The 11,257-nt window shown below is 70.1% G+C and carries 15 protein-coding genes and 3 tRNA genes; 4 read left to right on the top strand and 14 right to left on the bottom strand.

From position 1 onward, the window contains the following. From ACFV4N_RS07775 to rplJ, 4 genes are all read right to left on the bottom strand, one after another. Positions 1-732, bottom strand: coding sequence for an MlaE family ABC transporter permease (locus tag ACFV4N_RS07775; RefSeq protein WP_344036389.1), 732 nt, complete (start codon positions 730-732; stop codon positions 1-3). A 50-nt stretch (positions 733-782) separates the two neighbouring features. Next, positions 783-1,877, bottom strand: coding sequence for an ABC transporter ATP-binding protein (locus ACFV4N_RS07780; RefSeq protein ID WP_499671701.1), 1,095 nt, complete (start codon positions 1,875-1,877; stop codon positions 783-785). 294 nt (positions 1,878-2,171) lie between these two features. Then, a complete protein-coding gene (gene rplL, locus ACFV4N_RS07785; RefSeq protein WP_499671702.1) occupies positions 2,172-2,558 on the bottom strand; it encodes a 50S ribosomal protein L7/L12 in 387 nt (128 codons plus the stop codon). A gap of 63 nt (positions 2,559-2,621) precedes the next feature. Then, positions 2,622-3,179: a 50S ribosomal protein L10 gene (rplJ, locus tag ACFV4N_RS07790; RefSeq protein ID WP_499671703.1), complete on the bottom strand. Its 558-nt coding sequence runs from the start codon at positions 3,177-3,179 to the stop codon at positions 2,622-2,624. A gap of 253 nt (positions 3,180-3,432) precedes the next feature. Here rplJ and ACFV4N_RS07795 point away from each other — a divergent pair, with 253 nt between their 5' ends. Beyond that, positions 3,433-4,176: a hypothetical protein gene (locus ACFV4N_RS07795; protein WP_499671704.1), complete on the top strand. Its 744-nt coding sequence runs from the start codon at positions 3,433-3,435 to the stop codon at positions 4,174-4,176. Positions 4,177-4,244: 68 nt separating this feature from the next. Here the strand turns inward: ACFV4N_RS07795 and rplA are convergent, their stop codons facing one another. The 5 genes from rplA to ACFV4N_RS07820 form a co-directional block, all read right to left on the bottom strand. After that, complete coding sequence (gene rplA, locus ACFV4N_RS07800; RefSeq protein ID WP_499671705.1) at positions 4,245-4,961, bottom strand: 50S ribosomal protein L1; 717 nt, start codon at positions 4,959-4,961, stop codon at positions 4,245-4,247. A gap of 76 nt (positions 4,962-5,037) precedes the next feature. Beyond that, the gene (rplK, locus tag ACFV4N_RS07805; RefSeq protein ID WP_499671706.1) at positions 5,038-5,472 is read right to left on the bottom strand and encodes a 50S ribosomal protein L11; all 435 of its coding nucleotides are present in this window, start codon (positions 5,470-5,472) and stop codon (positions 5,038-5,040) included. A 103-nt stretch (positions 5,473-5,575) separates the two neighbouring features. Continuing rightward, positions 5,576-6,385, bottom strand: coding sequence for a transcription termination/antitermination protein NusG (nusG, locus tag ACFV4N_RS07810; RefSeq protein ID WP_499671707.1), 810 nt, complete (start codon positions 6,383-6,385; stop codon positions 5,576-5,578). Between the two features lie 67 nt (positions 6,386-6,452). After that, positions 6,453-6,857: a preprotein translocase subunit SecE gene (gene secE / locus ACFV4N_RS07815; RefSeq protein ID WP_499671708.1), complete on the bottom strand. Its 405-nt coding sequence runs from the start codon at positions 6,855-6,857 to the stop codon at positions 6,453-6,455. A gap of 31 nt (positions 6,858-6,888) precedes the next feature. Continuing rightward, positions 6,889-6,961, bottom strand: a tRNA-Trp gene (locus ACFV4N_RS07820). 186 nt (positions 6,962-7,147) lie between these two features. Between ACFV4N_RS07820 and ACFV4N_RS07825 the strand changes: the two genes are divergently transcribed. From ACFV4N_RS07825 to ACFV4N_RS07835, 3 genes are all read left to right on the top strand, one after another. After that, positions 7,148-8,392 (top strand): pyridoxal phosphate-dependent aminotransferase, encoded by a 1,245-nt coding sequence (locus tag ACFV4N_RS07825; protein WP_499671709.1) that lies wholly within the window; start codon positions 7,148-7,150, stop codon positions 8,390-8,392. 155 nt (positions 8,393-8,547) lie between these two features. Continuing rightward, the gene (locus ACFV4N_RS07830) at positions 8,548-9,183 is read left to right on the top strand and encodes an MmpS family transport accessory protein (protein WP_499671710.1); all 636 of its coding nucleotides are present in this window, start codon (positions 8,548-8,550) and stop codon (positions 9,181-9,183) included. Positions 9,184-9,280: 97 nt separating this feature from the next. Beyond that, complete coding sequence (locus tag ACFV4N_RS07835; protein WP_499671711.1) at positions 9,281-9,670, top strand: MmpS family transport accessory protein; 390 nt, start codon at positions 9,281-9,283, stop codon at positions 9,668-9,670. 6 nt (positions 9,671-9,676) lie between these two features. Here ACFV4N_RS07835 and ACFV4N_RS07840 read toward each other — a convergent pair whose 3' ends face one another. From ACFV4N_RS07840 to ACFV4N_RS07860, 5 genes are all read right to left on the bottom strand, one after another. Then, positions 9,677-10,096 carry a MaoC family dehydratase gene (locus ACFV4N_RS07840; protein ID WP_499671712.1) on the bottom strand — a complete coding sequence of 140 codons (420 nt, stop codon included), beginning with the start codon at positions 10,094-10,096 and terminating at the stop codon, positions 9,677-9,679. After that, positions 10,093-10,542: an FAS1-like dehydratase domain-containing protein gene (locus ACFV4N_RS07845; protein ID WP_499671713.1), complete on the bottom strand. Its 450-nt coding sequence runs from the start codon at positions 10,540-10,542 to the stop codon at positions 10,093-10,095. The genes ACFV4N_RS07840 and ACFV4N_RS07845 overlap by 4 nt, the downstream gene beginning before the upstream one ends. Before the next feature lie 74 nt (positions 10,543-10,616). Beyond that, on the bottom strand, positions 10,617-10,781 hold the full coding sequence (gene rpmG / locus ACFV4N_RS07850; protein ID WP_121224826.1) for a 50S ribosomal protein L33: 165 nt from the start codon (positions 10,779-10,781) through the stop codon (positions 10,617-10,619). Between the two features lie 77 nt (positions 10,782-10,858). Continuing rightward, positions 10,859-10,931: transfer RNA gene (locus tag ACFV4N_RS07855), tRNA-Met, on the bottom strand. A 47-nt stretch (positions 10,932-10,978) separates the two neighbouring features. After that, positions 10,979-11,054 (bottom strand) — tRNA-Thr (locus ACFV4N_RS07860). Between the last annotated feature and the right edge of the window lie 203 nt (positions 11,055-11,257).

Genomic DNA, 11,257 nt, shown 5'->3' on the forward strand with positions numbered 1-11,257 from the left:
TCAGCTCCCCTTCGCCGGGACGACCTGGAGGTAGATCGTGGTCAGCACGAAGTTCACGAAGAACAGCAGCAGGAACGTGATGACCACGGCCTGGTTGACCGCGTCGCCGACGCCCTTGGGCCCGCCCGCCGGGTTGAGGCCCCGGTAGGCGGCCACGATGCCCGCGATGAAGCCGAAGATGAGCGCCTTGATCTCGGAGATCCACAGGTCCGGGAGCTGGGCCAGGGCGCTGAAGCTCGCCAGGTACGCGCCGGGCGTGCCGTCCTGGAGCACGACGTTGAAGAAGTAGCCGCCCATCACGCCGACCACGCTGACCATGCCGTTGAGCAGCACGCTGACCAGCATCGCGGCCAGCACCCGCGGCACGACCAGGCGGTGGATGGGCGAGACGCCCAGCACCTCCATGGCGTCGATCTCCTCGCGGATCTTGCGCGAGCCGAGGTCCGCGCAGATCGCCGAGCCGCCCGCGCCCGCGATGAGCAGCGCGGTCACGATCGGGCTGGCCTGCTGGATGATCGCCAGCACGCTCGCCGCGCCGGTGAACGACTGGGCGCCGAGCTGGCGGGTCAGCGAGCCGAGCTGGAGGGCGATGACCGCGCCGAACGGGATGGACACCAGGGCCGTCGGCAGCACGGTCACGCTCACCACGAACCAGCACTGCTGGATGAACTCGCGCAGCTGGAACGGGCGGCGGAAGGTGTTGCGGACCACGTCGATGCCCAGCGCGAACATCCGGCCCGTCTCGCGCAGCGCGCCGGCGCCGGGGAACGTGGCCTGCGCGCTCACAGCACGCCCCCGTGCCGGGGCCACGGGCTGGGCGTCAGCGGCGCGGTCGGCGGGGCGACGGGGGCGGTGGGCGCCGCGCTGCCCGCCATCACGCCGTAGTGGCGGCGCTCGTCGGGGGTGAGGCTCTCGATGATGCCCTGCTGCGCGTCGGGCGGCAGCGTGTGCAGGATGCTCATCACCCGGTCCTTGCGGCGGCGCACCGCGCCGCGCGGCGGCAGGCCGGGCGTCGGTTCGAGCTGGGGCACCACGCCGCGCACGTCCTCGTCGGGCGAGCCGTCCGAGTGGCCCGCCTGCTTGTGCGCCAGCTCGGCGGCCATGGTGGCCTGGTCCTTCTCCTCCGACATGCCGATCGGCCCGAGGCGGCGGCCGTTGAGGAACTGCTCGACGACCGGCTCGTCGCTGGTCAGCAGCACCTCGCGAGGACCGAACATGACCAGCTCGCGGCGGAACAGCATGCCCAGGTTGTCCGGGACCGTGCGGGCCAGCGTGATGTTGTGCGTGACGATCAGGATGGTCGCGTCGATCTGCGCGTTCAGGTCGATCAGCAGTTGGCTCAGGTAGGCCGTGCGGACCGGGTCGAGGCCCGAGTCGGGCTCGTCGCACAGGATGATCTCGGGGTCGAGCACGAGCGCGCGGGCCAGGCCGGCGCGCTTGCGCATGCCGCCGGAGATCTCGCCGGGGAGCTTCTTCTCCGCGCCGACGAGGCCGACCATCTCCATCTTCTCCAGGACGATCCGCCGGACCTCGGCCTCGGTCTTGCGGGTGTGCTCGCGCAGCGGGAACGCGACGTTGTCGAAGAGGTTCATCGAGCCGAACAGCGCGCCGTCCTGGAACAGGACGCCGAACAGCTTCCGGATGTCGTAGAGCTTGTGCTCGGAGCAGCGCACCAGGTCGGTGCCGTTGATGACGATCTTGCCGCGCTCGGGCTTGAGCAGGCCGACCAGCGACTTCAGGAACACCGACTTGCCGGTCCCGGAGGGCCCCAGCATGACGCTGACCTCACCCGGCGGGAGGGTGAGCGTGACGTCCCGCCAGATGGTCTGCTTGCCGAAGGACTTGGTCAGGCCCTCGACGACCACCTCGACGCCCATCGCACCTCCCGCTCCAACGGCACCAGCGCCGACGCCGGGCAGGCCGGCGTCATACCGGTGCAACGAAGTCGCCGCGCCGTGGTTACTCGCCAGTTGGGTTAACGGAGTCTCAACTGGGTAACGACGTGACGTCCACCACCGGCACGACCCTACCCACGAGTAGGCAGATTTTTCCACCCCCGCCGGCGCTCCGCGCACGACCCCGGAACAGCACGAGGGCGGGCACCCGAACCGGGTGCCCGCCCTCGTCGGCGGTTGACGGGCCTGCCCGGGAGCAGGTCGGCCAACCTCAGATCACTTGAGCGAGATCTTGGCGCCGGCGGCCTCGAGCTTCTCCTTGGCGGCGTCGGCGACGTCCTTCGCCACGTTCTCCAGCAGCGGCTTCGGAGCGGACTCGACCAGCTCCTTGGCCTCCTTCAGGCCCAGGCCCGAGACGACCTCGCGGACGACCTTGATGACCTGGATCTTCTTGTCGCCGGCGCCCTCGAGGACGACGGTGAACTCGTCCTTCTCGTCCTCGGCCGGGGCAGCGGCGGCGGCGGGGCCGGCGGCGGCAACGGCGACCGGAGCGGCGGCGGTGACCTCGAAGGTGGTCTCGAACTCCTTCACGAAGGCCGAGAGCTCCAGGAGGGTCATCTCCTTGAACGCGTCGAGCAGCTCTTCGGTGCTGAGCTTCGCCATGGTGGCGGTCCTTTCTCTTTCAACGCCCGAACTGCGGCCGGGACGCGGAGTTTCTGGGGTTGATCAGCTTTCGGCCGGAGCGTCGGCCGCGTCGGAGGCGGGGGCCTCCGCGGACTTCTTCTCCTGGAGGGCAGCAGCCAGGCGAGCCACCTGGGAAGCCGGGGCGTTGAACAGACCCGCGGCCTTGGCCAGGTTGCCCTTCATCGCGCCCGCCAGCTTGGCGAGCAGCACCTCACGGCTGTCGAGGTCCGCGATCGCGGTGACCTCGTCGACCGAGAGGGGACGGCCATCCATGTAGCCGCCCTTGATGACCAGGGCCTTGTTGTCCTTCGCGAAGTCACGCAGCGCCTTGGCCGCGTCGACCGGCTCGCCCTCGACGAACGCGATGGCGGTCGGACCGACGAGCAGGGCCTCCAGGCCCTCGACGCCCGCGTCCTCAGCGGCACGCTTGACCAGCGTGTTCTTCGCAACGGTGTACGTGGTGCCCGCGCCGAGAGCGCGACGCAGCGTGGTGAGCTGCGCCATGGAGAGGCCACGGTACTCGGTGACGACGGCGGCCGAGCTACCGCGGAACTTGTCCGACAGCTCGGCGACGGCCGAAACCTTGGTGGGCTTCGCCATGATCGCCTCCTCTCTGGGCTGGGGTGACCACCGGCCAGGAGAAGGACCCGCGAAAAAAGCGAAACGCCCACGCGCAGCAGCACGGGGGCGTGACAGGCCGGAACGGCCTGAGACTTCCTCGTTCTCCTGCGCGGGTCGCCCGGCGAGCGGGACCTTCGATCCGGGCGAACCCGGATGACCAGCGGTCTTCGGTGAACCGTCGTCCAGCGTACGGGACGTGTCCCCGGCGTTCCAAATCGGCATGATGTGACCCGTGACCGAAGAGCCCCCGAGGAACCCGCCGCCACCGGACGTCGACCCGGAACAGCTCCGGCAGTTCCAGGAGTTCCAGCGGTTCCAGGAGTTCCAGCGCTTCCAGCAGGCCCAGGGCACGCCCGCCCTGCCGCCGGGCAGCCCCGCGCCGCCGACCCCGCCGCACCCGTTCGGCCCACCGGCGGCCCCGCCGCCGCAGCGGCCGAAGAAGCCGCTGTGGCAGGTGCTGCTGGGCAGCAAGCTGTTCCGGCGCCTGGTGTACCTGGTGGTCGCCCTGCTGGTCGCCAACTACTTCTACGAGCAGTACTTCGGCGGCGACGACCCCGGCGACATCGCCGTGGACAGCGGCGGCGTGGAGAACAACGTCCTGGCGCCGCAGACCCCGTACGGCATCGGCGGCACGGTCGCCCTGTTCTACAAGCACGTCGGCACCGGCGACGCGGGCGAGGCGTGCCGCCTGTTCAAGGAGGACGGGCCGCGGCAGGCGTTCGCCGAGGCGTTCGGGGCAAGCGATTGCGCCGCCGCGGTGGCGAAGCTGAAGCCCCAGGTCGTCAACGTGTCGAACTACCGCCAGCTCGGCTTCCCCGCCACCATGCGCGGCACGCCGCCCGGCGGCGAGGTCGAGGTCAGCTCGTGCGAGCTGACCGTGCGCGACGGCCCGCGGCTCGGCCGGTTCACGCTCACCGCGCAGCCGAGCAAGAGCTGGGTGATCACCGGCTACGAGGCCGAGACCACCTGCCCCTGAGACGCCGCCCCCCGGAACGGCGAGCGCCCCCTCGGCCAGGCCGAGGGGGCGCCGTCACGACAGCCGGGTCAGACCGAGGCTTCGTCGCTGAGCAGGTTCCGGGTCCGGTTCGGGTCGACCGGGATGCCGGGGCCCATCGTCGTCGAGACGGTGACCTTCTTCAGGTACCGGCCCTTCGCCGCGGACGGCTTGGCGCGCAGGATCTCGTCCAGCGCGGCGGCGTAGTTCTCGACCAGCTTCTCCGGGTCGAACGACACCTTGCCGATGACGAGGTGCAGGTTGGCCTGCTTGTCGACGCGGAAGTTGATCTTGCCGCCCTTGATGTCCGTCACGGCCTTGCTGACGTCGGGCGTCACCGTGCCGGTCTTCGGGTTCGGCATCAGGCCGCGCGGACCCAGGATGCGGGCGATGCGACCGACCTTCGCCATCTGGTCGGGGGTCGCGATCGCGGCGTCGAAGTCGAGCCAACCGCCCTGGATGCGCTCGATCAGGTCCTCGGAGCCGACCGCGTCGGCGCCGGCGGCCTCGGCCTCGGCGGCCTTGTCGCCGGTCGCGAAGACGATCACGCGGGCGGTCTTGCCCGTACCGTGCGGCAGGTTCACGGTGCCGCGGACCATCTGGTCGGCCTTGCGGGGGTCGACGCCGAGCCGGATGGCGACCTCGACGGTCGCGTCCAGCTTGACCTTGGAAGTCTCCTTGGCGAGCTTGGCGGCCTCCAGCGGCGAGTACAGCCGCTCCCGGTCCACCAGCTCGGCGGCGTTCTTGTACGCCTTGCTGCGCTTCATGCTGCTGTCCTTAAGTGGATCAGTTGTGGTGCCGAGCCAGCGCGTGGCTCTCCCACGAACTACTGACGGGGTGGTCTCAGCCCTCGACCGTGATGCCCATGGAGCGGGCGGTGCCGGCGATGATCTTCGCGGCCTGGTCCACGTCGTTGGCGTTCAGGTCGACCATCTTGGTCTGGGCGATCTCGCGCACCTGGTCCATGGTCACCTTCGCGACCTTGTTGCGGTGCGGCTCGCCCGAGCCCTTCTCCACACCGGCGGCCTTGAGCAGCAGCTTCGCGGCCGGCGGGGTCTTGAGCTTGAAGTCGAACGAGCGGTCTTCGTACACGGAGATCTCGACCGGCACGACAGTGCCCCGCTGCGACTCGGTCGCGGCGTTGTACTGCTTGCAGAACTCCATGATGTTGACGCCGTGCTGGCCCAGCGCGGGGCCGACCGGCGGCGCCGGGTTCGCGGCACCGGCCTTGATCTGCAGCTTGATGATCGCTGCGAGCTTCTTCTTCTTGGGAGGCATCTCGGTTCCTTCATTGCGGTGTCCACGCGCGGCCCTGCCAGCCGCGACGTGGCTGCCGACGTCCCCGCGCGCGGCGCGGGAGTCGGAGATCTCGTTGTTCCGGCTAGATCTTGGAGACCTGGCTGAACGACAGCTCGACCGGGGTCTCGCGGCCGAAGATCGACACCAGGACCTTCAGCTTCTGGCCGTCCGCGTTGACCTCGCTGATCGTCGCGGGCAGCGTGGCGAACGGGCCGTCCATGACGGTGACCGACTCGCCGACCTCGAAGTCCACCTCGACGGTCGACTTCGCGGGGGTCGCGGCGGCCTTCTTGCCCGCGGCGGGCTTCTGCTCGACCTGGGGCAGCAGGAACTTCAGCACCTCGTCGATGGTCAGCGGCGACGGCTTCGACGTCGCGCCGACGAAACCCGTCACGCCCGGCGTGTTGCGCACCGCGCTCCACGAGGCGTCGTTGAGCTCCATCCGGACCAGGATGTAGCCGGGCAGCACCTTGCGCTGCACCTGCTTGCGCTGGCCGTTCTTGATCTCGGTGACTTCCTCGGTCGGCACCTCGACCTGGAAGATGTAGTCCTCCATGTCGAGCGTCTGGATGCGCGTCTCGAGGTTGGTCTTGACCTTGTTCTCGTAGCCCGCGTACGAGTGCACGACGTACCACTCGCCGGGCGCGTGGCGCAGGGCCTCGCGCATCTCGGCCGCCGGGTCGGCGGGCTCGTCGTGGATGTCGCCGACCGGAGCGGCGGGGGCCTCGTCGTCGGGGAGCGCCTCGTCGGCGGCCACCTCGTCGGCAGCGGGCTCCGCAGCGGACTCCTCGGTGTCCTCCGACGCCTCGCCCGCCTCGACGCCACCGTCGAGGTCCTGCTCGTCGGTCAGGTCGTTGTGCTCCTGGGCGTCAACGCCGTTCTCGGAGGTCACTGTGGGTCCCGCTTCCTCTCATGCATCACATGTCCGCCGCCCCACCGGGGGCGGTGCGGCGCTCGGCTCAGCCGAACACCCGGAACATGCCCCAGGCGAAGGCCGAATCAAGGCCGAAGACCAACGCCACCATGAAGGCCACGAAGACCAACACGACCCCGGTGTAGGTGATCATCTGCTTGCGGGTCGGCCAGATGACCTTCCGCAGCTCGCTGACCACCTCACGGATGTACCGGACGATCCGGGCGAAGATGTTGGGCCGCTTCTCCTGGTCCGTCCGCGAGCGCGTGGGGCGACCCTTGCCGCCCTCGGCGTCCGAGTCGGCCTCGGCCGACTTCTTCGCCGGGACCGCGGCGTCCTTGCGGCCCGCCGGGCGGGCGGAGCCACGGCGCTCGCGCCGCGCTGCGGCGGTAACCGGCCGGGACGCGCTCTCGCGCTCGTCCGGCTGGTCCTGCTCGCGGCCCTCGCTCATGCCGTCCTCCGCTCACCATCGCGCTTCGACGCAGGGGCGACAGGACTTGAACCTGCAACCTGCGGTTTTGGAGACCGCTGCTCTGCCAGTTGAGCTACACCCCTTCGGAGTCCCACCGTTGGAACCCCCTGGCCGGAGACGTCCCGCACCGCCCTCACGTGGCTCGTGAGGCAGCGCTCGGTCGCTCCGAGAACGGAAGCATACGGCACCAGGCGACCCGGTTACCAACTGGCCCGGTCAGAGGGGGTGCCGAGGCCCGCGCCGTTGTGCCGTCTGCCACGATTGGCGCCATGGGCACGCCTGAGACGACCACCGAGAACCACCCCTCCGAGCACCCGCGCGTCTCCAAGCGCGTCGGCGGCATCGCCGAGTCCGCCACGCTGGCGGTCGACGCCAAGGCGAAGGCGCTCAAGGCGGCCGGTCGACCGGTGATCGGCTTCGGCGCGGGCGAGCCGGACTTCCCGACCCCCGAGGCCATCGTCGCCGCCGCCCAAGCCGCGTGCGCCGACCCGCGCAACCACCGCTACACCCCCGCCGCCGGCCTGCCGGAGCTGCGGGAAGCCGTAGCCGCGAAGACCAAGCGCGACTCGGGCTACGAGGTCCCGGCCTCCCAGGTGCTGATCACCAACGGCGGCAAGCAGGCCGTCTACCAGGCGTTCGCGACGATCCTGGACCCGGGCGACGAGGTGCTGCTGCCCGCGCCGTACTGGACCACCTACCCCGAGGCGATCACGCTGGCGGGCGGCGCGCCGGTGCAGGTGACGGCGGACGAGTCGACCGACTACCTGGTCACCGTCGAGCAGCTGGAGGCGGCGCGCACGCCGCGCACCAAGGTGCTGCTGCTGTGCTCCCCGTCGAACCCGACCGGCTCGGTCTACAGCCGCGAGCAGATCACCGCGATCGGCGAGTGGGCGCTGGAGCACGGCCTGTGGGTCATCACCGACGAGATCTACGAGCACCTGGTCTACGACGGCGCGGAGTCGGTGTCGCTGCCGGTGGCCGTGCCCGCGATGGCGGACCGGACGATCGTGCTCAACGGCGTGGCGAAGACGTACGCGATGACCGGCTGGCGCGTGGGCTGGCTGATCGGCCCGCAGGACGTGGTGAAGGCCGCCGCGAACCTCCAGTCGCACCTGACCTCCAACGTGGCCAACGTCTCACAGCGCGCGGCCCTGGAGGCGGTCTCGGGCTCGCTGGACGCGGCGCACGAGATGCGCACGGCGTTCGACCGCCGGCGGCGCGCGATCGTGGACCTGCTGTCGGCCATCCCCGGCGTGGAGTGCCCGACCCCGAAGGGCGCGTTCTACGTCTACCCCTCGGTGAAGGCGCTGATCGGCAAGCGGCTGCGCGGCGTGGAGATCACCGACACGGTGCAGCTGGCGGCGCTGATCCTGGAGCACGCCGAGGTGGCCGTGGTGCCCGGCGAGGCGTTCGGCACGCCCGGCTACCTGCGCCTGTCCTACGCGCTGGGCGACGACGACCTGAAGACCGGCGTCACCCGTATGGGCGAACTCCTGGCCGAGGTGACCGAGTAAAAAGCGACTGTCCGTCATGAAAAGCGCCCTTTCGGGGGCGCTTTTCGCTTGTTTGGACACGTTTTGGTGACGTTGGGTAACCGGAATGTGGATCGCCCCGATGGTCCGGGCAGCACGCTCGCCGCTCGCGAGCGGTCCCGTCCGAGGAGATCCGAATGACCTACCCGCAGCCGCCGCAGACCCGGCACCAGCCGCCCGTCCCCCCGCCCCCGCCGCAGAACGGCCTGGGCACCGCGGGCTTCGTGCTCGGCCTCGTCGGCCTGCTGTTCAGCTTCCTGCCCGTCATCGGCGTGGTCGCGTGGCCCCTGGTGATCCTCGGCCTCGTGCTGGGGCTCGTCGGCTGGGCGCGGGCCGACCGCGGCCGGGCCACCAACAAGGGCTTGGCGATCGCCGGCGTGGCGTTATCCGCCATCGGGCTCGTGGTCTGCGTCCTGTGGGCCGCGGTGTTCACCAAGGCCGCCTCGGACGTCTCGACCGCCCTCGACGACCTGGACGCGCAGGCGAACAAGGAGGTCGTGCTCGTCTACGAGATCACCGGCGACACGCCCTCCGCGAGCATCACCTACTCCACCTACAGCGACGGCGGCAGCGCCATGAACCAGGAGGAGGCCACCACCCTGCCCTGGACCAAGGAGCTGACCGTCAAGGGCCTGTTCAGCGGCGGCACGCTGAGCGCCACGACGGGCACCGAGGGCGGCACGGTCACCTGCCGGATCACGGTGGACGGCGTGGAGAAGAAGTCCGCCACCGCCAGTGGGCCCTTCGCGATGGCGAGCTGTTCGAACTTCTGACGCTGCGTAGCTCCTCCGGGTGAAACCTGTAACCGTCGGTTGAATCACACCGATGGTCTATTCAGTCCCAGCGGCCTTCACCCGAGGAGCCCAGCACATGACGGAGACCGACCCGCCCGAGCCCCGGGTCGCCAGGTGGTTCGTGCTCGCCGGCTGCGCGGTGCTCGTGGCGGGCGCCGTCGTGCTCGCGGTCCGGGCGGCGGCGCCCGGACCGCCGGTCCGGGTCGTCTACGACGTCACCGGGAACGCGGAGCGGGCCACCGTCACCTACACGGTGGAGGACGGCGGGACGCGCCGGGAGGAGCTGACCTCGTTCCCCTGGCACGAGGAGCTGACCGTGCCCGCCGAGGTCGAGCACCGCGTGCTGACCGTCACCATCGGCCCCGCCGGCGGCGACGTGGCGTGCCAGGTGGCCGTGGACGGCGTGGAGCAGCGCTCGGCCACGGCCACCGGCGCGCACACCAGCGCCCTGTGCGGCGGCTTCTGAGGGCGGCTAGGGCAGCCGCACGCGGGCGAACGCGCCGCCGAGCACGGACTTGCCCTCGTACGAGGCCGTCACGGCGACCTTGAAAGTCCCGTCGTCGAGGACCTTGGCCACCTTGGCGGTCACCTCCACCAGCGCGCCCTCGCCGTCGTCGGGCACCGGGACGGGCCGCCCGAACCGCACGCCGCACTCCACGACGGCGCCGGGGTCGCCGGCCCAGTCGGTGACGACCCGGCCGGCGAGGCCCATGGTCAGCATGCCGTGGGCGATCACGCCGGGCAGCCCGACCTCGCGGGCGAAGCGCTCGTTCCAGTGGATCGGGTTGAAGTCGCCCGACGCGCCCGCGTAGCGGACCAGGTCGGCGCGGGTGACCCGCACCGACAGCGGCGGCAGCTCGTCCCCGACCGAGACCTCGGATGCCCTGATCACGCGTCCTCCCCCCGGACCACCAGCGTCGACTTGGCGGTGGTCACCGGCTCGCCGTCCTCGTCGGTGATCTCGGCGCGCAGCGCCAGCATGTCGTTGCCCATCCGGGACGTGATGTTGTCGACGTGCAGCACGACCGACAGGCGGTCCCCGGCGGTGATCGGGCGGTGGTGGACGAACGACTGGTCGCCGTGCACCACCCGGCTGTAGTCGAGGCCCAGCGCGGGGTCGTCGACGAGCACGTCGTTGATCTTGAGCGACAGCACGACCGCGAACGTGGGCGGCGCGATCACGTCCTCGTGGCCGAGCGCCCGCGCGGCCTCCGGGTCGCGGTAGGCGGGGTTGTCGTCCCCGATCGCCTCGGCGAACTCGCGGATCTTCTCGCGCCCGACCTCGTACGGGGGCGACGGCGGGTAGGAACGTCCGATGAAGGACTGGTCGAGAGGCACGCGCTGAGGTTATACGCGACGAGGCCCGCCCCCGGTGAAGGGGACGGGCCTCGTCGGAGGTCCTGGCTACCGGCTCAGCGGGTTTCCTTGTGCGGCCGGTGGGTCTTGCAGTTCGGGCAGAACTTCTTGATCTCCAGGCGGTCCGGGTCGTTGCGCCGGTTCTTCCTGGTGATGTAGTTCCGGTGCTTGCACTCCTCGCACGCGAGGGTGATCTTCGGGCGTACGTCGGTTGCAGCCACGGCCTTGCCTTTCTAGAGCTCACCAACCCCGGGAGCCCAGTGCGGGCTTACCGCCTGGCGGGGATCTTCGTGTTGAGTAGCGGTGGCCGGACTTGAACCGGCGACACAGCGATTATGAGCCGCTTGCTCTACCGACTGAGCTACACCGCTTCACATGACTGCGAGCCGCAGCGCTCGCGCACTACGGCCGCGTCATATGGAGCCCCTTTACGGAATCGAACCGTAGACCTTCTCCTTACCATGGAGACGCTCTGCCGACTGAGCTAAAGGGGCTTGCTCTCTTGCAGCGAGTAGAACTCTACAACAAGCCCACCGCAGGAGTGAAATCGGGGGGCCCGATCAATGCACCAGAGTGAGCACCGTCTCATCGCGGGCGCCCCTGACCTGCACGGTTCGTGCTCGGAGCCAGGCTTCGAAGCGGTCTTCGGACAGGGGTCGGGAGATGAGGTAGCCCTGGGCGACGTCGCAGCCCATGC

The sequence above is a fragment of the Actinosynnema sp. NPDC059797 genome, from assembly GCF_042732085.1.
Lineage (GTDB): Bacteria > Actinomycetota > Actinomycetes > Mycobacteriales > Pseudonocardiaceae > Actinosynnema.